At 40.5% G+C, this 24460-nt stretch carries 14 protein-coding genes; 7 read left to right on the top strand and 7 right to left on the bottom strand.

Annotated features, from left to right (window positions below; translation table 11 throughout):
- Positions 1-65: 65 nt before the first annotated feature.
- Positions 66-788, bottom strand: a complete 723-nt coding sequence (ccmB, locus tag ACYQ28_RS17570) for a heme exporter protein CcmB (protein WP_460052358.1) — start codon at positions 786-788, stop codon at positions 66-68.
- Positions 785-1441 (bottom strand): cytochrome c biogenesis heme-transporting ATPase CcmA, encoded by a 657-nt coding sequence (gene ccmA, locus ACYQ28_RS17565; protein WP_460052357.1) that lies wholly within the window; start codon positions 1439-1441, stop codon positions 785-787. Before ccmA ends, ccmB begins: the two co-directional genes overlap by 4 nt.
- A 703-nt stretch (positions 1442-2144) precedes the next feature.
- Here ccmA and ACYQ28_RS17560 point away from each other — a divergent pair.
- From ACYQ28_RS17560 to ACYQ28_RS17550, 3 genes are all read left to right on the top strand, one after another.
- Positions 2145-3473 carry a hypothetical protein gene (locus tag ACYQ28_RS17560; protein WP_460052355.1) on the top strand — a complete coding sequence of 443 codons (1329 nt, stop codon included), beginning with the start codon at positions 2145-2147 and terminating at the stop codon, positions 3471-3473.
- Positions 3474-3476: 3 nt separating this feature from the next.
- Positions 3477-3719, top strand: coding sequence for a hypothetical protein (locus ACYQ28_RS17555; protein WP_460052353.1), 243 nt, complete (start codon positions 3477-3479; stop codon positions 3717-3719).
- Positions 3720-3786: 67 nt separating this feature from the next.
- Entirely contained in the window at positions 3787-4638 is an 852-nt protein-coding gene (locus tag ACYQ28_RS17550; RefSeq protein WP_460052352.1) for a sulfurtransferase, read from the top strand.
- 188 nt (positions 4639-4826) lie between these two features.
- Here the strand turns inward: ACYQ28_RS17550 and ACYQ28_RS17545 are convergent, their stop codons facing one another.
- Entirely contained in the window at positions 4827-5036 is a 210-nt protein-coding gene (locus ACYQ28_RS17545) for a cold-shock protein (RefSeq protein ID WP_460052351.1), read from the bottom strand.
- A gap of 163 nt (positions 5037-5199) precedes the next feature.
- Positions 5200-5835: a peptide-methionine (S)-S-oxide reductase MsrA gene (gene msrA, locus ACYQ28_RS17540; protein ID WP_460052349.1), complete on the bottom strand. Its 636-nt coding sequence runs from the start codon at positions 5833-5835 to the stop codon at positions 5200-5202.
- A gap of 1222 nt (positions 5836-7057) precedes the next feature.
- Here msrA and ACYQ28_RS17535 point away from each other — a divergent pair.
- Both ACYQ28_RS17535 and ACYQ28_RS17530 read left to right on the top strand, forming a co-directional pair.
- Positions 7058-8554 carry a Ppx/GppA phosphatase family protein gene (locus ACYQ28_RS17535; protein WP_460052348.1) on the top strand — a complete coding sequence of 499 codons (1497 nt, stop codon included), beginning with the start codon at positions 7058-7060 and terminating at the stop codon, positions 8552-8554.
- A gap of 544 nt (positions 8555-9098) precedes the next feature.
- Complete coding sequence (locus ACYQ28_RS17530) at positions 9099-9806, top strand: J domain-containing protein (RefSeq protein WP_460052347.1); 708 nt, start codon at positions 9099-9101, stop codon at positions 9804-9806.
- 2 nt (positions 9807-9808) lie between these two features.
- Here ACYQ28_RS17530 and ACYQ28_RS17525 read toward each other — a convergent pair whose 3' ends face one another.
- Positions 9809-10633 carry a methyltransferase domain-containing protein gene (locus ACYQ28_RS17525; RefSeq protein WP_460052345.1) on the bottom strand — a complete coding sequence of 275 codons (825 nt, stop codon included), beginning with the start codon at positions 10631-10633 and terminating at the stop codon, positions 9809-9811.
- 210 nt (positions 10634-10843) lie between these two features.
- On the opposite strand from ACYQ28_RS17525, the gene ACYQ28_RS17520 reads away from it, so the two are divergent.
- Complete coding sequence (locus tag ACYQ28_RS17520) at positions 10844-11143, top strand: GIY-YIG nuclease family protein (RefSeq protein ID WP_460052344.1); 300 nt, start codon at positions 10844-10846, stop codon at positions 11141-11143.
- Positions 11144-11564: 421 nt separating this feature from the next.
- On the top strand, positions 11565-14486 hold the full coding sequence (locus tag ACYQ28_RS17515; protein WP_460052343.1) for an insulinase family protein: 2922 nt from the start codon (positions 11565-11567) through the stop codon (positions 14484-14486).
- 563 nt (positions 14487-15049) lie between these two features.
- On the opposite strand, the gene ACYQ28_RS17510 is transcribed toward ACYQ28_RS17515, so the two are convergent.
- Together ACYQ28_RS17510 and ACYQ28_RS17505 are read right to left on the bottom strand one after the other, a co-directional pair.
- Complete coding sequence (locus ACYQ28_RS17510) at positions 15050-17905, bottom strand: hypothetical protein (protein WP_460052341.1); 2856 nt, start codon at positions 17903-17905, stop codon at positions 15050-15052.
- Positions 17906-18632: 727 nt separating this feature from the next.
- The coding region (locus tag ACYQ28_RS17505) for a beta strand repeat-containing protein (RefSeq protein WP_460164734.1) at positions 18633-24460 on the bottom strand (5828 nt) is incomplete at its 5' end.

Genomic DNA, 24460 nt, shown 5'->3' with positions numbered 1-24460 from the left:
TACGCCCCTTTACGGTAAGAATCAGCAATAGAGATTCATTGTAAGGCTATTTGCTCGACATTCCTCTAACCGTTAACACCAACCCGCAATGCACCCGCCGTTGCAAAAGGCGCTAACATTAAGCCAAACGCTAAGAAAGCACCCAAAACCGCAACTTGGCTGGAAATACCAATACCCTCAATAGCACTGCTCACAGAGCTAGCACCAAAGATAAGAACCGGCGCATACAGAGGCATAACAATTAGAGACAACAGTAAACCGCCTTTACGAAGCCCCACCGTCAAAGCTGCGCCAATTGAGCCAATCAAACTCAATGTTGCCGTTCCTAAAAACAACGATAACAACAATGCTCCATAACCTTCCGCAGGTAGTGAAAGCATGACACCGAGTACAGGTGCGAGCAGTGTCAGCGGCAAACCTGTAACCAACCAATGCACAACAACTTTGGCAAGCACCGTCAAATAGAGAGGATTGGGTGACAGCATAATTTGCTCAAGTGTGCCGTCTTCAAAATCTGACCGAAACAGCCCATCAAGCGATAAAAGTGTCGCCAACAAAGCCACAACCCAAATCATCCCAGGAGCCAAAACCGCCAGCATTTTGGGGTCTGGTGTAATGCCTAGAGGCACCATGGTGATCACAATCAGAAAGAAGATAAGAGGGTTAAACAACTCGCCCTGATTGCGATAAGCAAGTGTAATGTCTCTTTGGAACGTCGCCAAAAAACCGGCCCAAAACGACACGCCTTGAACAACTCCTTTAGACTGCTGAGTATTCACCGTGGTCATTGAGCCGCCTCGTAGGCCATAGTCGTTTGCGTACGATAATCGCGTAAGTCAATTTTTCTTAACCCTTCAAACGCCATATCTTGATGAGTTGTTAAAATCACGATTCCGCCGGCCAGTGCGCGCTTTTCGATAAGCGCCTCCAACGCGGCCACACCTTTCTTGTCAATTGCTGTGAAAGGCTCATCTAAAATCCATAAAGGTGAAGGATCAAAATAAAGTCGCGCCAACGCTACTCGACGTTGCTGACCAGCTGACAGCTGAAAACAAGCAACATCTTCATAACCGGCTAAGCCAACAGCTGCCAGAGCGTTCATTAAGTTTTCTTTAGAAACAACACCAGCGGCTCTTTGATACCAAAGCAGATTTTCGAGAGGTGTAAGAGACTTTTTAACACCTGGAGCATGGCCCAGAAACAGTAAATTAGAAAGGAACTCGAACTTGGCTTGAGAAAAAGGCTGTTCGTTAAAAAGGATATCGCCCGAGTAATCGCTGGATAGCGTCGTCAAAACACGTAACAGTGTGGTTTTGCCAGAACCATTTGGTCCTTCGATCTGAATTACCTCCCCGGCCGAAAAAACGGCATTTAATCCGGAAAAAAGTATCCGATCGTCCCTCTCACATTGGAGGTTATGTAGCTCCAACTTTAGCCCCATGACTTCCTCGTCTCACAAATCCCAAATATCATTTTTGTTATATAAGTGCAGGTATTAAGCAAATACTAAATTATGGCGCCGATTATACGCATAAAACAAAAATTTTTAAGCATCAAATAGCCACCAAACTAAAGATTATAATACTCGTTCCAAAATTCGTTAAACTAAATGAGAATAATTAGCCTATTTTTAAAGATCAATCCCATTGAAATTTTAGCGTACCGCGACTTTACTGGGTAATAAACAGCTACTAAACAACTGCTAAATTAGACAAGAAATTAGTCATCAATAAAGTAGAGGAAACTCTGATTAACCTAGAGTTTCTCGCGACACAAGGATGTGTCGCCAATTTCAAGAACGGTAAGTGATTGAAATTGTGAAGAAATTGGAAATCGCATTTTCAATTTCTGTCCTCTGATTAAATCATGGATGAGTTAATCAGAGGTTCCTAGAGATAATTTTGTTTGTCGATTTAATTCTGAACGTACCTAAAATCGATAACGTTCGAATTACAACTATCGGCCATAATTAATACGATCCCATTAGCTATTGAGAATAATAAAACCGTATAAAGGTAATTTAGCGCGCAATTTAAGGATGTCAAAAAGATGTATAAAATGGGTTGACTGGCATTTATAAGCAACTTTATCGAGATTCATTTAAGACTCCCTAAGAAGCAAACAATCTATTGAAAACAATAACGATGGATATAAAACCGCCCTCAGCAACAAAAATTCCAATTCAGACTTCAAACCGTATCGGACAATCTGCGCCAGAATTAAATGCCCAAGCCAATAACCCTACGATTACACGCAATGAAATTATCCAAGCAAATAACCTTGTCAAACAACTGCACAACAAACTATTGGAAAATGTAATTACATTAACATCAAACCCAATTACACAAAAACAATTAAAAAATCTACCAGCCAACACACCTACCCTATCAAAAATTTATTTTACCGATAACAAAAGTATTGAAACAAACTATAAACCCACTTTTCTAAACTCATTTGAAATAAATACCTCAACCAAACAAAAATCTCCGCATAAAATATTCCTACTTTCAAACATTGATATTAAAAAATTATTCGCAGGAAACCGCATTGACCTACAATTCAACAACACGAACGCTTATATTACTTTAAAACAAAAAGCTTTTTTTGAAGCATCTATCTTTAACCAAATTTATTACGCCAGCCTTAGCAAAATCTCAACTCAGAATAAATCACTAAACCCTAACACATCCATTCAATTCCGAGAAAACCTTGTAGAATTAAACCCGATTAAACACCTGCCATTAACCGAAGACAGAAATCCTGCCAGATCACTAACAGAAACAGCAAATTATCTGCAAAACTATTTAGCAGCCAATTCTTTGAAACATCTCCACAAAATCTACACACAGTTTTTAATACACTTAATTCATTCAGAAGCAGGTAATCTCAGCAGACAATTTACACCCAATATTAAATTGATACTAAATCAGCTGAATAGCCAAAACCCAAACCAAACGGCCCACCATCAAGAAAATATCACTGGTATCAACCTGCCAATTCTATTCGAGAATCAAGCACAAGAATTTCTAATCGAGCAATGGAAAAAACTCCATAAGGATCGATGGCGAAGTTATTACGAGTCAACTCAGTCTGAATCAAATATAAGCTTTATGAGCCTACCGATACAGCTCAACAAAAGAACTGGAACAACCCAAATCAAATTAGAGACCTTTAACAAAAATGAAAGCGATGTAGATCAGACAATAGACGCTGATAATTGGAAACTTGAACTAGAAATCGATATTGACCTCAATAGCCATCTACTTGTACACGCAAAACATTCCAAGTCAAACCTGACTATCACCCTTGGAGCGAATAATTTGGAGCTTTTCACTAAAATCGAAAACAACAAACACATACTGACCGGGCTGTGCAATTTAATAAACAAAAAAAATATAACCATTAATTTTGATAAAAATTTAGACTTATCGATAAATAAAATAAAAATTCCCAAACAACACATAGAAGCCTAGTATATGACAAAAAACATATCCGAAACTTCTCAATCTTTAGAGTTGTATTTCAACGACAACGGCAGCATAACCATTGGCAGCAAAGAATTGCCATTGGTACAGAACAATACCAACCAAATAAAAAATGCCATGTTATTCAATTTATTAAATCAATTTGAAAAGGATCAAGAAATTCCAAAAGAGGTATTCGAAACCTTGGCAATACTCTTAAAGTTCTCACAACTACTCGCTGAAGATGACAAGTAAAAACTGACTTATCAGTGAATTATTGGCACAATAGAAATAACTTTAAAAACTGGGCTAAAAATTACCTATGTATTCCACCATTATAGAAACATCTGAATTAAACCAACTGTATCAAGATAAGAAACCTTTTATTGTTTTTGATTGCCGGTTTAATCTTTTTGACACGCAAGCAGGTTTTAATGCCTATTGCGAAAAACGGATTCCAACTGCTCATTATTTACATCTAGATAATCACCTTTCCTCGCTAATTACAGCTTCAAGTGGGCGCCATCCGTTACCTTCACGGCAAAAAATAGAATCACTATTCGACTTTTTTAACATAACGCCTGAAATTCAAGTTGTGTTATACGATGCTCAGAACCATGCCTTTGCGTCTAGAGCTTGGTGGCTGTTTCAGGCCCTAGGACACAAGAACTGCGCTGTGTTGAACGGCGGATTCAATGCTTGGCAAAGCCAACAGAACAAGGTCGAAACAGGCACCTTATCTGAGCTTGATTCTTTTAATCCTATCGAAGTTAAAAACCAAGAAGATCCCGGTGCCTTTGACTTTGTATTACCGGTCGTTTCTCAAAATGAATTATGCAATTGCATCAAAGATACAACCCATTTATTAATCGACGCTAGAGAAGCCCAAAGATTCGAAGGAATACAAGAACCCATCGATCCGGTAGCAGGACATATTCCAACCGCGATCAATGCACCTATGAACAATGTCATTGATGCAAATGGCTTTTTCTATGATAAAGAAAAACTTAGGCAGTATTGGGGTAACCTTGGGGCAGCCGACAAAAACGTCATTCATTATTGCGGTTCTGGCGTGACAGCTTGCGTAAACATTTTATCGTTCGCAATAGCAGAACTACCGATTCCGACCTTATACGCTGGTGGCTGGAGTGAATGGTGTAAATCGAAAATTTAAATGAAAAGCCTAGTTCTCATTCAGATTATTTTTAAACAACAGATTACTAAGCAATCTTTAAAATTCGTAAACGAATAAAGACCTACAGATTTTTCAAATTGTAAAAAATCTGCTGATACTAATGAAATAAACGGCTGTAATCGTTGGATTACTACAGCCGTTTAACTTCTATCTATACTGAAAAGCTACTACAGAGGAGTAACGTTTTCTGCCTGTGGACCTTTTTGTCCTTGAACCACTTCCATCGTCACTTTTTGACCTTCAGTCAAAGTTTTCCGACCATCGCCATTAATCGCGCTAAAGTGAACAAAAACGTCTTTACCACCCTCTTGAGCAATAAAACCGTAACCTTTTTCGTCGTTAAACCACTTAACAGTACCAGAAATTAAATCAGACATAACACTCTCTTTTTTACACACGCCCTTTTACAACCCATTCGAGTAAGCTCACTCTTAGTTGAATTCTTACTCGACGAGACTAGACTAACTCAGCAATTGACCAAATTCTATGAATTTTTTTTGATTTATTTTAATTTAAATTAATAAGGATTTATTTATAGACCTAAGCCAAATACTTAACACCTGTTGATTTTAATCCACAGTAGCCATTTGGATGCTTCGCCAAATACTGCTGATGATATGACTCCGCGTAATAGAACTCATCGGCCTTTTTTATTTCCGTAGTAATTTCACCAAAACCAGCCGCACTGAGCTGACTCTGATAGTCGTCGCGAGATTTATTCGCCAACGACAGTTGCCCTGAGTTAGTGCAATAAATAGCAGATCGGTACTGAGTTCCAACATCATTTCCCTGACGCATTCCTTGAGTTGGATCATGTTCGTTCCAAAATACATCAAGTAACTGAGAAAAGGATATTTTTGCACTATCAAAACACACTTGCACTAATTCGGTGTGGCCAGTTTCGCCAGAACACACTTCTTCATAGGTAGGATTTGGGGTATAGCCACCGCCATAACCAACGGCACTTGATATAACGCCAGGCAATATCCAAAATCGCTTCTCTGCACCCCAAAAGCAACCCATACCAAAATAAGCACGTTCGCACTTATCGTCCGGGACCTTCAATGGAGTATTCAGTACAAAATGTTGGTTATCAACAACTAACGCTTCAGGCCTACCGGGCAGAGCGTTTTCGGGCAACGGAAGAGTAATTTTCTTTTGTTTTCCAAATAGCATAGGGTATTAACTTCATCTAAATAGGATTCACCCAATTATGAACGATTTACCGGATGCAATCACTGGCTTTTCATCACAAAAAATATTTACTTTAAAAAAGCCTCGAAAATATCTCATACATTAATTACTGATTCGCACATAACCCAACACCTAACGATGAGCAGCATAAACAATACCAACTTACGAACACCCTAGATTAAAATCTAATCTGTCATTTAGGCAAATATTATTACGTTAATAACAACGATATAAATCAACCACAGATGCAACATTTACCGACTGGCCTTCTAGCGAACATTCCACCTAGGAATGCAACGTTATTAACTTAACCTCCAAATTATAATTTGGGTTAAACGAAATTGTTTATAAAAAACAGACGTATCGTGCCACTTTTATAAACTCACTATTTCTCGAATAACAGTTAACGACTACTCATTGCCATCACACATTTTCGATACAACAAAACACCGCCAACACGATACATTACCTAAAGATGAACACCACTAACAATACCAAAATAGCCATCGCGCAAATTAATAACCTATTCCACACACAGTCAAAACACAGGGAACATGAAATTCAATTTTTAGAAAACCATTAAAAATAGACTTATTCAATAACCATAAAAATTCAGAAAACTACTCTTCAAACCTCTAACTAACCTTCAAACCTCTAATTAACGCAGCCGCTATCTAATAGCAAGACAGACTGATAGGAAGACAGAAATTGAAAATACGTTTTCCAAATTTTCACGACTTCAATTCATTACTATGAGAAACTACGCATCTCTTTTTATTGCCGATCTCTCGAATTAATCGGAGTTATCTGTGATTAAATCCTATTGGAATAAATTAGAGAAAACTCTAATTAACCTAGAATTTTCATCGATGTAAATTATTTAGAAATTGAAAATCGTATTTGCAAGTTCGGCCCTCTAGTTAAATCATTGAAGAGTTAAATGGAGATTCCAATAAAATATTGGATGACTTTCAGAACACACTCGTTTTCACATAAACCAGCGATTTAATATTCGCTTAAAAACACCTGAGCCCGCGTGCCGTTACTTTCTTCGCTATGTTTCTTCCCTGGTTAATAACCATTCATCACATTTGAAACACAGATAAAGGGATTATCGTGTGGAATTAATGCACATTTGACTCTTAGGCTTCTGTATCTTGCCATATGGTTGATATACTTCTAAAAAATGTAACGGGATGACACTGTGCAAGACCTAACACCCCATCAAGATCACTACTTCGTCGCTGTCGATTTAGGCTCGAATAGCTTCCATATGCTTATCGTGCGAGAAAATCACGGTTTGCTACAGGTTGTAGATCGAGTCAAAGAAATGGTGCAAATTGCTCGCGGCTTAAAAGATGGGCAACTCTCACAGGAAGCACAAGACAGAGCCATCGAATGCTTGAGATGTTTTAATGAGCGAATTGTTGGCATACCCAGCACAAACATTAAAGCTGTTGGCACCAAAGCCTTAAGAGCAGCTAAGAATGCACGAGCATTTTTGCGAGAAGCCGAAGTAGCACTGGGCGTACCCATTGAACTGATCTCTGGTTATGAAGAAGCGCGATTGGTCTATGCCGGGGTCGCCAGCAGTATCTCTCAAGATCATCGCAAGCGATTAATTGTCGACATAGGCGGCGCCAGCACCGAATTTATCATTGGACAAGACAACACCCCAACTCTTTTAGAAAGCTTGAGTATTGGCTGTGTCACCTACACCGAGCAATTTTTAACCAACGCCAAAGGTGACTTAGAAGTCACCCCTGAAACCATGAAGGCCGTTTATATCGCCGCGCGCGAGGAGTTAGAGGCTATTCAGTCACAATTCCGAAAAGAAGGCTGGGATATCACCTACGGTACCTCAGGTACAATGAAGTCCATTACAGAAATGATGCCCGATTTAACGCCCGCTGGAGTGATAACGCGGGTTGGTGTGACGGAGCTCTACCACAAGATCGCTCGTGAAGGTGAGCTAAAAGTAGAAGGTATCGCCAAACCGAGAAGATACGTTATGCCAGCCGGTATGGCGGTATTGAGAGCCATACTCGATAGTCTCTCAATAGAAGAGCTGCATGTTTCGGATAGCGCACTCAAAGAAGGCTTAATCCACGAAACTATCGGACGCAGAAACCAAAAAGATATTCGTAACGAAACCGTACGTAAATACCTCGACAAGTATCACATCGATGCAGGCCAGGCACAGCGAGTTAAAGAGACTGCATTGGCGTTAATTGCGCAAGCAGATATCAAAGAAGATTCTGGATTAAACCCTATCAGCTTAATTGGTTGGGCAGCGCAACTGCATGAAATTGGCTTAATGCTTTCTCATTCTGGCTACCACCACCACGGCCGCTATATTTTAGAGCACTGTGATTTAGCGGGCTTTAATCGGTACGAGCAATTTCTGTTAGCAACTCTAGTGGGAATGCATCGACGCAAACTTAATCAACAATCGCTGGAAAGCCTTAATCCTAACCATCGCGAACCCATATTAAAAATGGTCATCTGCTTACGACTTGCAGTGATTTTGAACCGCAAACGAGATTCAACCGATCAAACACCCAAGGTTACGTGGAATGGCGATAAAATCCACCTAGATTTTGGTGATGGTTGGTTGCCAAACAATCAACTCAGTGAGCGTTCATTGCAGCAAGAATCTGAATATTTGGCACGTATTAATGTGACGATGGAATATTCTTAAACAAGCCACTATCTATTTACAAAAATCTATTTACAAAAATTGAAAACGTTGATTGTTTAAGAGCTTTCGAGGTTAATAGAATATACCACTCAAAATAATAATCGATTAAAACTCCGAAAAATAATACCTCGAATGGTCAAATTCGATTCTCTGATTAAATCATGGAAGAGTTATTCAGAGATTCCTTTCTATAGTCAAACGAGAAAAGCTTCAACACTTGTACTTAAAACACCACATCGAGAATTACTCGTCGTGACAACAAATCAGCACAATATTTATGCTGTAGAATCTGTTTATTTTCCATGCCAACAGTTCGCCATCCCATTTCTAAATCTGGTAGAGTTAACCGATAGTTCGGCACAAATGAGGTGTCATTGAGTAATTTGCTCTGTCTTTACGAGTTACAACATCGGTAGCAGATTCCTTAAATTTAAATCCTAAAACCATCAACAGCTTCGGTAACGAGACTCAACGCTGAGATCAATCCGGTGAAAATCTGTTATATCAGCAGGCACGAAATGTTTACCAAACCCGAGTTTAAATTATGATTCGAAGTCTTCTCGTTATTATTGCCTTGATTGTTATTTTTACCGGAGTGAAATACATCAATCGGCAACCGCCAGAAAAAAAGCGACAACTGTGGATTAAAGTAACTCTGTATACAGTTGCGGCGGTAATGATCGGTTTAGCACTCACCGGAAGAATTCATTGGCTCGGCGCGGCTCTAGCAGCACTGCTACCGATTGGCCGGAGCCTTTTAGTGTTAGCGCCTAAAGTTTTCCCATTTATACAACCTTGGCTTGCCAACAAAATTAAAAACAACAACAAGAATGCTCGCTCAACAAATACATCTATTTTGCAATTTGTCTTAAGCGATAATGGTGAAATGGCCGCGCTTGTGATTTCTGGGCCTTTTTCTGGAAAAGCGCTGGCCGATTTAACGGATGAGCAGCTCATCGAATTATTAACGTTTTGCAAAAGTGACGCAGATTCACATGCACTAATAATCGCTTATCTCAATAAATATAAGCCGTATCTTGTGCAATCACGGGCACCCAAAATTGACGATAATATGAGCATAAGCGAGGCTCAAGATGTACTCGGATTAAAAGGCCAATACCAAAAGCAAGACGTTATCGAAGCGCATCGCAAGCTTATGCAGAAATTTCACCCAGATCGAGGCGGCTCAGACTATCTCGCCGCCAAAATCAACTCAGCGAAAGAAATTCTTCTACGCAACCTAGAGCGCTAAATTTACTCAGGTAAGCGTTTGTAGAGAACGTGTTGATAACGACCAAGCTCGCGAAAAGGCGACTCACGGGAATAAAACAACTCCCACTTAAGCAGCTCTTCAGGTTCACGATCGCGATCTTGTTCATTAAAGATATAGTCGTGAAACACACGAATACCACTGTGGCAAAGACGTGTTACCGGCAAGAGCTCAAACCAAGAAAAAACCTCTGAAATAGTGCGCGGATAACGAGGCGTCAAACTTCTTTTACTGCCCGAAAAATCCTGTCGATTAATTCTTTTAAAGTTTGTTCGCAACAAATTTTTAAATACACCCCCGTGAACATTGTAGAAACTTAATGACAACAGGCCGTCTGAAGCTAATAAATTACTCAGACAAATCATCAAAGGCTGCGGCGACTGCAACCACTCTACAACGGCATGGCAAAGAATAAGATCGAACGACTTATTACCAACAGACGCGGCTTGTTCTGAATACGCTTGCGCAGAACCGTGAAAAAACTCGATGCGATCTAAAACACCCGACTGCTCAGCATCGGCATAGGCGTGCTTTAACATCTCAACAGAAACATCTACTAACGTAACCCGGTGACCTAATTGAGCCAATTTGATGGAGATTGGCGCTCGACCAGCACCAACATCAAGAATACGCAAAGGTTTTTGGGACGCAGTAAATAACTCTGAATTGAACTCCTGGAGGTCTCGCTCAATAACACCTAACCTAATTTTACCCTTCAAAGATTGATAAACATTGCGTTCAAATCTGTGCGCTAAATCATCAAAATTACGGTCTCCGCTGACCAATGTTTTTGTGTGGTGTTTTTCCATGACAACAGACCGTTGAAAAATGCCTAGTTTAAATAAATATAATAGAGGAAGCTCTGATTAACTTACGGAAGAACTTATCAGAGTAGAGGAAACTCTGATTAAATCATGAATGAGTTAATCAGACCGCCATAGAGTCGCCGAGCCAAATACAAACGTAGATAATGAATAAAGATACAGCTAAAACCCCTAGCCCAAGCGGCACCTCACCTAATGTGTAGCTTCGAATCACAGTCAGATATTAAAAACACCAATAACTGGTGTGTATATATGATCGAAACCCGATCGGGTAAGCTCTATACTGGAATTAGCAATAATTTAGCAAGACGTTGTAAACAACATTCCAACGGCACGGGGGCCAAGTATTTCCGGATGGATCGGCCATTATTCCTAGTTTGGTCAGAGTTTAATCACGACCGATCCAGTGCCAGTAAGCGCGAGATTGCGTTAAAAAAACTCAACCGGGCCCAAAAACTGAAGCTAATCCATGCTCAAACCAAAATTCTGTTATGAAATACCCTGATTCTTTAGCATGACCGTTGCCCGAGTTTTGCAGAGGTGTACACTGTAGAAATTATGATTTGCAGCAATTTCTGTAAAACATTAGCTGCAAATATTAATTTTTTATAGCAATGCAATATCGAGATGATTTGCAAAAAATATCATCAACGAAGCCTAACCTAGGTCAACATCGCTGTTTAGCTTTTGGAGTGCTGATTAACCTAGAATCGCTTCGATACAAGATCGAGTTAATCCGACGCTCTTTTGGTTGATATTCTTTTAGTTAGTTATTGAGTTGATTACTCGACACCTGTGTTTTTAAAGTCTGCGCGTTGCGACATAGACAAGAGCAACACTAGAATAAGCAGATTACAGGTGCCAACGGCAATAAATTTAAAACGCCACAATCTGTGCGTTAACAACGAGGAAGTCCATGCAAGCTACTGCACACCCTGCTTTTGAGTCTATTCGTCAGCAATCCATTGATTCGCTGAATGTTACGGTAGAAGAGTACCGTCATACCAAAACCGGCGCACAACACATCCACATTCAAGCCGATAATCCCGAAAATGTCTTCTTAGTAGCCTTGCGGACAGTACCCATGGACTCCAGCGGTGTGGCGCACATTCTAGAGCATACCGCCCTCTGCGGCAGCGAGAAATACCCGGTTCGCGACCCATTCTTTATGATGATCCGCCGCTCACTCAATACCTTCATGAATGCGTTTACCAGTTCAGATTGGACGGCCTATCCTTTTGCGAGCCAAAACCGTAAAGATTTCAATAATCTGCTGGACGTTTATCTAGACGCGGTATTCTTCTCGCGTCTCGATCCTCTAGATTTCGCCCAAGAAGGTCACCGTGTAGAGTTTGAGAAGGCCGATGACCCTACTACGCCGCTGGTTTATAAGGGCGTTGTATTCAACGAAATGAAAGGTGCAATGAGCTCGATTCCGTCGCAGCTTTGGCACACCATGTGTAAATACCTATTCCCGACCACTACCTACCACTACAACAGTGGCGGCGATCCAGAAGCCATTCCTGACCTTTCTTATGAACAATTAAAAAGCTTCTACAAGAATCACTACCACCCAAGTAATGCCATTTTTATGACTTTCGGCGATATTCCTGCCGTGGAACATCAAGAAAAGTTCGAGAAGCAGGCACTGTCTCGTTTTGAAAAATTAAATTATCGCGTAGATGTTGGCGAAGAAAAACGCTATCACGCACCGATTAAAGTGCAAGAGTTCTATCCCTTAGACGACGCAGAAGAAAGCGCGGAAAACAAAACTCACGTAGTTATGGCATGGTTGCTGGGTCCAAGTATTGATCTCGACTCTGTATTAAAAGCCCAATTATTGAACAGCATTTTGTTGGATAACAGTGCTTCCCCGTTACAACACCTACTTGAAACCACAGAACTTGGCTCTTCACCATCGCCACTGTGTGGTTTAGATGACTCCCAAAAAGACTTGTCGTTCTTATGCGGAATTGAAGGTAGCGACAGCAATAAAGTAGAAGACTTCGAACAGCAGATTCTCGGACTGTTTGAAAAAATCGCCGAAGAAGGGGTTAGCGAAGAACAACTTGAAGCCTGTTTGCATCAACTAGAGTTACACCAACGAGAAATTGGCGGCGACTCCTACCCCTACGGATTACAGCTAATTCTGAGCGCTCTTAACTCAGCCACACACCGCGGAGACCCAATATCACTATTGGACATAGAACCCGCTTTTGCGCGTTTAAGAGAAGCCGCCAAAGAGCCTAATTTTGTTCAAAATTTAGCGCGAGAACTCTTAGTGGATAATCCGCACCGAGTCACGCTGGTGATGAGTCCAGACTCCAAAATTAACGCTCGCAAAACAGCAGCTGAGAAAGCGCGCTTGGCAAAAATGCAATCTTCCTTGAGCGATGATGACAAGCACAATATCGTGGATCTAGCGGCTCGCTTGGTGGAACGCCAAAATCAAGTTGACGACGAATCCATTTTACCAAAAGTAACCGTTGCGGACGTTCCCGAAAAAACCCATTACGTTGCCGGTAATTCTTCAAAAATTAATAACCACCCATTAACTGTTTACACGCCTGGCACCAATGGTTTGGTTTACCAACAAATTATCGTAAAACTTCCCGAATTAACTACCGAAGAACTGCAACTTTTACCGCTCTATTCTATTTGTTTAACGGAATTGGGCGTGGGCGAAAAAGACTATTTGGCAGCTCAACAATGGCAAGCACAAGTTGCAGGTGGCTTTAGCGCTTTTTGCAGTATTCGCGGCACCATTAGCGATGTACAAGATATTTCAGGGCACCTAACGCTTTCGGGTAAAGCATTATTTAGAAATCAAATGCAACTCGCCGAACTCATGAAAGAAACCTTAGAGTCGGTACGTTTCGATGAATTAAATCGTATTAAAGAATTAGTTGCGCAAGTTCGTGCTCGCAAAGAAATGAGCGTAACCGGCTCAGGCCATAGCTTAGCAATGTCTGCCGCTGCTAGCGGCATTAGTGCAGGTGCCAAAATTTCACATCAGCTAACTGGCCTAGAAGGTATTCGGTTTATTAAAGCCTTAGACGACGACCTTAAAAATCCAGAGCAATTAAGTATTTTTGCGGAAAAACTCGCAACGATTCACAACAAAATAAAACAGCAAGAACAGCAATATTTTCTTGCCGCAGAACCACACAACAGTGAAAACTGCATTAAAAATCTTGAAAAAGTATGGAGCTTTGACGACCTATCAGGCACCTCTGAATTCAATTACGAAATCACGCCAGAAATTACTAAAGAAGCATGGATTACCAACACCCAAGTTAACTTTTGTGCAAAGGCCTACCCTACTGTTGCCGTAAGTCATCCTGATGCACCTGCGTTAACAGTCTTATCGGGATTTCTAAGAAACGGCTATCTACACCGCTGCATTCGCGAACAAGGCGGTGCCTATGGTGGCGGCGCAAGCCAAGACAGCAACACCGGTAGCTTTAGATTTTTCTCCTACCGTGATCCACGATTAGAAGAAACACTGTGCGACTTCGACGAGTCACTGCAATGGTTATTAACTCACGACCACACAGCGCAATCTCTCGAAGAAGCAATACTGGGCGTTATCGCGTCTTTAGATAAGCCAAGTTCACCTGCCGGAGAAGCGAAACAAACCTTCCATGCCGAACTTTTTGGACGCGATCAAAAACAACGTGAAGAATTTAGAAAGGGAATCTTAGCAACCACACTGGATGATTTAAAACGCGTTGCAAAAATCTATTTAACACCAGAAAAAGCAAGCACAGCAGTAATTACCAATGCAGACCAAAAACCTGTTATTGAAAAATTGGGATTATCTTTGAAGAAACTCTAAAAGTTATTGCTGCTTAAAGAGAATCAAGACACAAGGATGTGTCGTTAACCGAAAAGCCAGAACCCACGAGCAATAAAATCAATCCTTCAACTCTTTACCTACCCCCATAATAAATCAACAAAATTAATTAAGTTCAGCAAACTAAAATTTATTTCAACTCCAAAAAATTTTAAGCTTAAAAAGCTTGTGGATACATCAAACAACAAGGGCCAACTCGAATTTAAATTACGACAAAAATTTAGAGAATTTAAAAAATACTAAATATTCTAATAATTGAGTCTTTTGAACGAAGAGCTTAAAAAAATTGTTAAGGAAACTCTGACTAACCTAAAGTTTCTCGCGACACAAAGATGTGTCGCAAATTTCAAAAACGATAAAAAATTGAAATTGTAAAGAAATTGGAAATCACATTGTCAATATCTTACCTCCGGTTAAATCATGAATGAGTAAACCAGAGGATCCTTAAGTTTAAGTACGAATAAAAAAACCCAACCTCAAACGAGGCTGGGTCTATAGGAGTCAAATCAAAAACAACAAACAGGATAATTAAAGCTCGTTGTTATTTAAAAGCTCAATGCAATATATTCTTGGCTAATAGGTGAGTAGGAGTAAATAGCCCTATCGAAAGGTTGCCCCTCAGTTATACTATAATAATATAACTGGCGTGATTCATCTAAATCCACGCTTCCGAGCAAAGGATCCACTGCTGAGAATAGGGATGGCGAGATACTACCAAAAACTGGAGCAAATTCATTTATATCTCTACTATATCTAAAAGATTGATTTAATGCTGAGTCTGCATCTACGGTAAAGATTAAAAATGAGCTTTCACTCTCGTACAAAATATCTAAAGGAAATGCTCGGAGCATATCATCAGTGAAGGTTGCACTGATGATATTTCTTTCTCCTGTGGTCAAATCAAGCGAAAAAATATTTTCTTCGTCTAACACAAAAACTTCATTAGTATTTTGGGGATTAAAAACAAAATCCACTGAAAAGATAAAGTTAGGCCCAGATCCCACAATAAGATCTAATGATGGATTACTATCATTAGGAGCAGCACTTGTAGATATTGGTTGAACTTCTCCACTAAAAACATCAATCTCAAAAAAACCAACCGCCGGACGTCTAGCGTTCGATAATAAAAGAGTATCTCTACCCTCTAACTTTTCCAACTTTAACAATTCAATATCAGTTGAGGTAAAAGGTATAGATAATACACTCACAAAAGATATTTGCAAACTTTCTAAATTTATGCGGTATAAGTTCTCACGACTGGTATCGATAAAATAAATATTCTCGCGATTATCATCAAACGTCATCGCGCTGGTAAACCCCGTGTAGCCTACACTCGAAAAATCATCTTGGTCAAATAATAGAGTTTTATTTCCGTTAGTTAAATCAATTTCAAAAAATTCCCATTCAGTAGGATTTGCTCTGTCATTCTGGTCGGCTTGATAAATCTTTCGACTCTCAGGATCTAATAAAGGCTCGATATCAAAAAAATTTCGTCTAAAGGGTGAAAAAAAATCGCCTTCTCCGCCTTCATTTATCACCGATTGATAAATCTCATTATTTCCGTTAAGCGAAGTTAGTCTTTGCGTACCTGCAAAATTATAAAGTGAATCATTGAAATTACTAAAAAATACATCGCCACTAGAGGCACTACTAATTGGATTATCTCCCGCAGCTATCGCATCAACAGAAGCTAACTCGGTAATGCTCAGATCACTCAAATTAACTCTAACTGCTTCTGTACGTGAACTCAGCACCACTCTATTTTCAGAACTTAGATCAACTCTATCAGGTGTAAATTCTACCCCGGCATTACTGTAGGTAAATAATGTGCTTGTAGTACCTGTAGTAATATTATAAGAACTTAAAGCAGTAGTATTAGGTATTAATATACGATTATTAGTAGAATCCAACGTTAAATTACGCGAAGAGCTAAAGCCCAGAGTTGTTATAACTTCTGTATCAGGATTAAGAGTAAACACCCCTCGACTATCACTTAAATAAATAAGGTTTTGTGATGAATCATAACCAAATATTTCAGCGGAGGTATTTGCAGTATCGGGTGCGAAGGTAATTGGGGTTTGGGAACGAGTACCTGTAGCCAAATCAATTTCGACAATTGTATTATCTCTGACAAAAGATGCACCCAAAAAGAATAAACGCTGATTATTCTCGTCCAATACACCAGTGGTTAGTGCACCTGACCCGCCAATTAAAGGGGCACCATCAGCTGTAATATCACTAGAAACCAAACGATAAACACTAGTATTAATGTTAAATTCCAGAATTAATGTCGAGGTTAGAGAACTCTCTTCTGCAGAAAAATAAACTAAATTGCCATCAGAACTAATATCTAGAAATTGTGGATTTGCGTACAAGAGATTATTAAAAGCAGTAATCGTTTGAGTTTCTGTGTTGTTAGCCGTAGCAACCAACTCTGACTGAAAATCGTTGGCACCAGGAACAACTGGGACAGTAACACTCCAGAAGTCTGGGAATTCCGCACTTTGAACTAGGTTTTGACCATTAATAGTAAAAGAAATCATGGTAGCCGCTTCTTCTGCGGTGACTTCGCCATCTTCTAAGTCGATCAATTTCGCAACGGCTTCGAACTCGGTTTTACCTGAAGCTTGCAGTTCTTCCAGCGTCGTTTCGGTTGCAATATTGCTGTTTTGTGTTGGAAATACGAGCTCGTGAGATAAAATAAATTGATTGGTTACCGAAACTTGAAATAATTCGCTGGTAGTCGCTCCAGTGTTGTCTGTCGCTGAAACTTCTACTTCATAAACATTATCGGTGTCGCCGTCCAAAGGATCTTCAAAATCGAACGTTTGTGAGGCGACCAAACTATCGCCAGAATCGGAGATTGTGAAAAGCTGGGCATCGGCGCCGCCGGTAATAGAAAGAGTGAGATTATTGCTTGCAACACCATCAGCAGAAGCTGTAATCGGTAACGAAAAGGAAGTATTTTCTTCTACCGATGCATCCGTTGTTGACTGAAAACTAATTTCTACCACATTCCCAACTTCAACAGTAAATGGTGCCGTTGCTGTGGCGCCCGTGCTGCTGGTAGCAGTAACTTGGAATTCGTATACATTATCGCCATTACTGTCTTGTGGGTTTTCGAAATCAAAATTTGCACTGGCGACGAGGTTACTACCGTTGAATGAAAATAAGTCAGCATCAGTACCACCCGATACAGAGAACGTAATACCCGTACTCGCGGAATTATCGGACCCTGCTTCAACTGCCACAGACAAACTACTGTTTTCTTCTATTGAAATAGACGGTGACGTCGAGATGGTTACATTTTCTGGTGGGGTACTATTTCCGCCGCCACCTCCACCGCCGCAAGCAGTCAAAACCAGTGTAGATAATACGACCGTTGATATTCTTGTGTGCACGATATTCTCTCCGTAATCGCTCGTAAAGCTTATTAATACATAAGAAATGGATACTAAATATTAAATAGTCAAAAATCCATGACCGAGGTTAAAAGTTGAAAGTTTTTCGAGGAATTTAAGTCATTAGTGTGATAATAAAGTTGAATTGAGTGGTTTTTAATTACAACCACCGAGCCTTTAAAGACCGTTAAAATAGTCGTGAAGAACTCTATAGGAACCTCAGATTAACTCACCCATGAATTAATCTGAGGTTCCTATAGTCAGAAGTTGTAAATATCAGCGCCTCGCTAAACAAGTACAGATATTTTGTGTTTATTCTAAAACGCAGCTATAAATATTTAATCTTAGTGGGTATTTTTTAATACGATAGCAACCTAAACACTTCATTTTTCTTAATAACAACTAATTATGCAGCACGAAAAAAACGCCTCTTTGCATAAAAACGCACACCAAATAAATATTAATAATTCACAACAAATAATTGATAGACAATCTAAAATCAAATGGCTCGAAACACTAATTTTTAAGAATTATTGATTTTAAATTGGCGAACTCAATTACGATTAGCAATGTTTAAATCTTGAAAAATAGCCCTTTATGTCAAACACAACCACCCGAACATTAATTATTTTTATTTTATATCTACATGTAATTAAACGTATTGGCTTTAGCTAGCAAGCTGTTAAAAAAGTAGCATAATAAAAAGCCGGCATATGCCGGCTTTTTATTATTTCTGAGAGACCGTATCTGATTCGTTGTAGTCAACAAACTCTTCGTCAAGATTTTCCTCAAACTCATCTTCCCTTTGATCTTCTGGAAGAAGTAGAGGGCTAGAACCAACGGCATAGGGTTTTAATTCCGCAAAAATCGCAGGATCAACATTACCTATTTCTTCTAATCCAGTTTGAGCAGCAGCTACACTAGCTCCTGAGGTTGCGGCTCTTTCTGCAATCGATGAAATCCTAAAACCAGACTGACGAGGAATAGTACCAGCCAAAGAATTGTTAACCGGAACGAACTCCTCAGAGAAGCTTGAAAAGCTAAAGACGTTAGTACGGAATGGTGTATTCTCGCTACCAATAATGTCATTAGCGATCAAAGTTGCACTTGCAGAAGTTAGATTCACTATTCGGTCAGGGTTTTCCCCAAAGTCGATTAATGGATCGATTAAAATACTTACGCTAGCATTCAGATTAACTTCACCAGAAGAAGTAGAACCAGTATTAATAGTATTCAAAAAGATATTACCACTGGCAGCCCCAACTGATACATTACCACCCGCAGTAGAGATATTAGTAATAACAATATCGTTGTCGTCTTGGATAGAGACAGCACCATCAATCGTGGTAGCGGTAATATCAATAAAATCGCCGGACAATGTTATATCACCCGTAATATCCATCAAACTAATTGTCGATTGAGCAAACAGTGATCCCGACACGCTTGCCGCACCACTGATGGTTAATGGAGCATTATTGAAATCAAATTGAATATTATTGCCAATATTCAAGAGGCCAGTATCTGAAAAACTAACCGCCAGCGGCGTCGAAATATCAACCAATCCAGTATTATCTTCAATAAAGTCGATGCCACTGAATGCAAACCCACCAAAAGAGGAATTACCATTGGTAATTGTAAATGGCGATGATTCTCCATTAGTAATTAAATTGTTGAAGCCAGATCCTGCCTGCAAACCACTAAAGCCCGTAACTTCAAAGACCTGGTTACCCGCACCGGTTAAATTAACGCCCAGCACACCATTTGAGTTGAGGTTAAAGGTTAGATCTTGATTTGATCCCGCTAAAGTTGCTTCACCTTCAGCAACAAAATTCTCAACACCTTCAAAAGCGGATCCATTGAGCTCCCCAATTACAACAGCATTAGCATTAATGTTGGTTATTTGGAACGCACCGCCGCCCACCAGACTGTCTGAGCCCGTTCCCGCATTAATCAAACCTGAAACGGAACCAGAACCTGTAAACTGCAAACTATCGTTACCTGCGCCTGTTGAAATATTTACTAGGCTGCCAGAAACGGAAACCTGATCTGCACCGGAACCGGTAATGATATTTTCTATGCCGGCAAAGGTATTGCCATTAACGTCACCAGAATTTACCCCGGTTACATCAACGATATTATTGGAATTATCAAGCTGTAGGGTGTCATTTCCAGCCCCACCAATAAGTGAAGCCGTTGAGGTGGCAGTCAAATTAATTACATCATCACCAGCACCTAAATCAAGGCTGGTCAGGGCACCACTTGCAGAGAAATTAGCAGTATCAGTGCCAGAGCCAGTACGTATGATTCCAAAACCAGTAAAGGTAACAGAAGATCCACCGTCAACTTGCAGGCTACCATTATTCAAACCAGTGATGCCGACTAGAGTATTTTGATCAGAGCCAGTGAAAGTTGCAGTTTCATTACCGAAAAATTGCTCTACACCGGTAAATGATGTATTGCCAGAAACACCGTCAGCGCCGTTGGTTATGTTTGTTAATTCGACGTTAGTATCCGATATTAAAGCATCGTTACCGGTACCTCCATTAAAGACCAAGACACTACCATTTGATATAAATTGATCAGCACCGCCCAATCCATTTACTTGGTTGGTGCCAAAAAATTGGATATTAAATGCGCCAATTTCGTTGTTACCAAAATCTTCAAATTGATCGGCCAACGTTGTACCAACAATAGTTCCTGCGGCTTGAACTTGTTCAATGGAAGTAAACGTAAATCCGCCAACAGAAATCGAATTGCCAGTAATTAACACAATATCATCGCCTAGGCTATTAACAACTACGTCATCCGCAGAAGCGCCGGCATTGACCACACCACCACCTACAACCGTTAGCGACGCATTAGCAGCTGTGGTAATAGATAGTTCATCAGCAGCGGTAATATCAAAAATTTCTATTTCGCCTGAACCCGTGATATCCGTTACTCGTTGAACAACCTCCACACCGGAGACGCCAATATCTCTTGAAGTAAAATCAACCGCATCTACTGAACTGCCTAAAGCAATAGAAGCATTATTTATATCCAAAGTATCGGTACCACCAGACCCAATTAGACGCGAAACGCCATTAAAGCTAATCGAACCTAGAGAAACCTGCTGACTTTGCACCGAAGAGAAAGATTCAGATAAAGAACTCCCGGTTAATACACCCGTGCCGGTGATATTTTCAACGTTAAAGACGGAAATTTGGCTGGAAATAAAATCAACATCAGCGCGTGCATCAAGAACCGCTCCCGCTTGTGATAAGGAAATACTGTCACTCCCTGCCCCACCATCAAGCCCAATCACTCCTTCAAAGCTTATTCCCGCACTTGCAAGACTATTGTTGCCAGACAATACAAAACTATCCGAGGCACTAGAACCAATGAGCGACCCGGTATTTAAAACAGAAGACACACCAGAGAACGTTATAGAATCTCCACCCAGTTGAGTTTGAAGGGCGCCCATTTGCCCTTGTACTAGTGAAAACTGCCCTTGTTCACCAGATGCAACCTCAATAGTTGATGCACCAGAGATAGATTCAAAACCAGTAAATTCGATTAGATCAGAAGTTATAGAAGCCGAACCTAATAGAGCAGAAGACAACAGAGAAAGAGAACTTCCCGTAAAGCCAGTAACTGAACCGACGTCTTGAAATAAAACACCAGATGCTGAGCCTTCGGACGCACCAGTTACAGCAAAATCAAAGCTAGCAAAAGATGACACATTTCCAGAGTTTTGCACGACTTCCACATTAAATACATCAAGGCCACTGGTTAAATCTCCCGGAGTGGAGAAAATTCGGAAACCGGCAGTTTCTAGCAACACAGGATCAAGAGTCGACCGTGTACTACCAGAACCGACTAAAATAGAGTCACCGGAGCCGGTTTGCCCCAGACCATCAATGGACGATGCATTAAGAATTGTTGTTGTGGAGGTTACTGTAGTACCTGTGTCATCAAACAGGCTAATAACAACGTCAATAGAGCCATCTAAATTAAGCTCTACTGTAAACGAATCGATTCCATTGGAGCCTAGCGCTATACCACCAGATTGGTTAACACGCTCAAAACCGGTAATTGAAATATCGCCATCGGCCAATTCAGAAATTGTGCTTCTGTTACCGTCAATTGCACCATCTAAAAGATTGATGGTATCCAAACCAGCATCGATGATGCCGTCGCCATTAATGTCTGTATCACCGGCGTCAATGTCACGAACACCAATAAAATCAATCGTATTTCCAGAGCCGTCAAGTAGGTCTAAACGAACAACGGTTTCAGTAGTGCCTTGATTATTTCGATCAACAACCGTGAAATTATCATCACCCGAAGATCCTATTAGATTTCTGGTATTGGTAACACGCTCGACATTATCGTAGTTAATCTGAGAACTACCGCTGAAGCGGAGGGAATTTACAGAGTCAAGTGTTACAGTTGAGTTATTGGCAAGATCAACAGTATCAGAACCGCTTACACCATCTACAAAGGTAATATCACCGTAAATGATTCCATTGCTGGTTACTTCTCGGGAACCCGTTTCGCTGAAAGTATCGTCGCCAGTAGTGCCGATAAGATTGCCGCTACCGTTTTCAACATTCTCAATACTGGTAAACACCAAACCTGCGGCGTTCGTAAAGCTTGATGCAGTTAAAGTAATGTCGCTGCCACTAGCGTCAACGGTATCTTGTCCTAAACCACCATCAACGGTCGATACATTATTAAAGGCGGTTCCTGAAACGGTATTCACCGCGACAGAAGAACCAGACACTGTGTAAATCTCACCAGTAGATGTGCCAGTCAAAGTACCTGCATTGTTCACAGTTCCAATTTGATCAAATTCAATACTGCCAACGTTAAAGTCACGGTTTGACGTAAGCGCTACTGTTTGCGAATCTAGATTTACTGTTTGACTGCCATCACCAATGACAACACCAGTATTAAATCCAACTCCCGCAAATGCATTCGATGTTAGGGTAGTACCACTTAATGTTAACGTGTCGCTATTGGCTGAGGTTAATTCACCGATATTATCGACGGTTTCAATACCACTAAAGGTTACGCCACTGACTTGCAAACCAACGGTAAGATCTAGGTCTTGGTTGTTAATATTTAATGCGTCTGTACCAGTACCCGCCGTCAAGGTGGTGATGTTATTAAAGGTAGATCCGAGAATATTCAAATCATTATTGGTGAGTGAATAGGAGCGGTTGCCATTCACACCGTCAGAAACAAAGGTTACGCCATCAACTGTGTCGATATTGGTGTAGGTGATACCCGATACGGTAAAGTCGGCAGTATTAAGACTGGCCGATGAGCCTGCGCGTACACTTAAGCTATCGGTTCCACCGTTACCATTAACTGTAGACACACCTTGGAAAGCGAAACCATTCGTATCAATTTGATTATTCGCGGTTTCATCAAAGCTATCATTTCCAGCGCTACCAGTTAGGGCACCAACCTGAGTTGCAGTTGTTACGTTTGTATAGGTAATACTGTTACCACTGGTGAAGGAACTTCCACCTAGAGTTACTCCGGAGTTAATTACATTAACTGAGTTATTACCGCCGCTACCGTTAATGCTTGAAACTTCACTAAATTGAATGGATTGAACAGCAACTTGGTTTGCATCAGTTTCTACAAAAGTATTGTCGCCAGCAGATCCAGCTAAAATTCCCGTATTGCTAACGTTTTCAATACCGGTCACCAAAACAGAAGAACCGACATTCAGAGCAGTACCCGTAAGAGTCGCATTACCAAAGTTAATATCTACTGTATCGGTTCCCGCGCCCGCTAATAAATTACCAACATCGTTAAACGTGGTTCCAGCAACGGTATCAACTACAAGCGAGTTACCATTAATAACGAAGTTTTCAGAGCCATTAGTTGCTGTGACGGTACCAGTATTGTTGACGTTGGCAATTTGCTCAAAGGCCACAGTACCCACATTAAAATCACGAGTAGACGTTAAATCTACGGTCGAAGAGTCTAGATTTAACGTCTGGGAGCCATCACCCAATACATTATTCGCATTGAAAACGACACCACTCTGAGAGCTTGAACTTATCGAGCTGCTATTAAATGCCAGTACATCATTGGTGGCAGCCGTTAACGCGCCAATATTATTAATTGTTTCAAGTGAAATTAAATTCACACCATTTGTAATTAAACCAACTGCGAGATCGATATTTTGACCACTAATATCGACAGTATCTGAACCGCCAGATCCATTAATAGTATTAACATTCTGGAAGCTGGTACCTACCACAGAGCCAACCGTGGCCGTTGTGCCTGACAAAGTAAAATTATCACCTGCAGTTGTACCAGTAAGAGTACCAACGTTGGTCACGGTACCAATTTGATCAAAGCCGATACCGCTAGCAATAAAGTCGCGAGTCGTATCTAACGTAACGTTTTGCGTGGTTAGATTTAAGGTTTGACTGCCATCACCAATAACAGCGCCAGTATTAAATCCAACACCCGTAAATGCATTCGATGTTAGGGTAGTACCACTTAATGTTAACGTGTCACCAATGGCTGAGGTTAATTCACCGATATTAT

The organism is Sessilibacter sp. MAH1, assembly GCF_054658315.1.
Note: the sequence above shows the minus strand (reverse complement) of the source record. Positions and strands in the feature narration are given on the sequence as shown.

Bases quoted from the DNA above. Each gene is read 5' to 3' on its own strand.
- ACYQ28_RS17545 (WP_460052351.1), bottom strand. From the start codon at position 5,036: ATGTCTGATTTAATTTCTGGTACTGTTAAGTGGTTTAACGACGAAAAA.
- msrA (WP_460052349.1), bottom strand. From the start codon at position 5,835: ATGCTATTTGGAAAACAAAAGAAAATTACTCTTCCGTTGCCCGAAAAC.
- ACYQ28_RS17550 (WP_460052352.1), top strand. From the start codon at position 3,787: ATGTATTCCACCATTATAGAAACATCTGAATTAAACCAACTGTATCAA.
- ACYQ28_RS17530 (WP_460052347.1), top strand. From the start codon at position 9,099: ATGATTCGAAGTCTTCTCGTTATTATTGCCTTGATTGTTATTTTTACC.
- ccmA (WP_460052357.1), bottom strand. From the start codon at position 1,441: ATGGGGCTAAAGTTGGAGCTACATAACCTCCAATGTGAGAGGGACGAT.
- ACYQ28_RS17560 (WP_460052355.1), top strand. From the start codon at position 2,145: ATGGATATAAAACCGCCCTCAGCAACAAAAATTCCAATTCAGACTTCA.
- ccmB (WP_460052358.1), bottom strand. From the start codon at position 788: ATGACCACGGTGAATACTCAGCAGTCTAAAGGAGTTGTTCAAGGCGTG.
- ACYQ28_RS17555 (WP_460052353.1), top strand. From the start codon at position 3,477: ATGACAAAAAACATATCCGAAACTTCTCAATCTTTAGAGTTGTATTTC.
- ACYQ28_RS17515 (WP_460052343.1), top strand. From the start codon at position 11,565: ATGCAAGCTACTGCACACCCTGCTTTTGAGTCTATTCGTCAGCAATCC.
- ACYQ28_RS17525 (WP_460052345.1), bottom strand. From the start codon at position 10,633: ATGGAAAAACACCACACAAAAACATTGGTCAGCGGAGACCGTAATTTT.
- ACYQ28_RS17520 (WP_460052344.1), top strand. From the start codon at position 10,844: ATGTGTAGCTTCGAATCACAGTCAGATATTAAAAACACCAATAACTGG.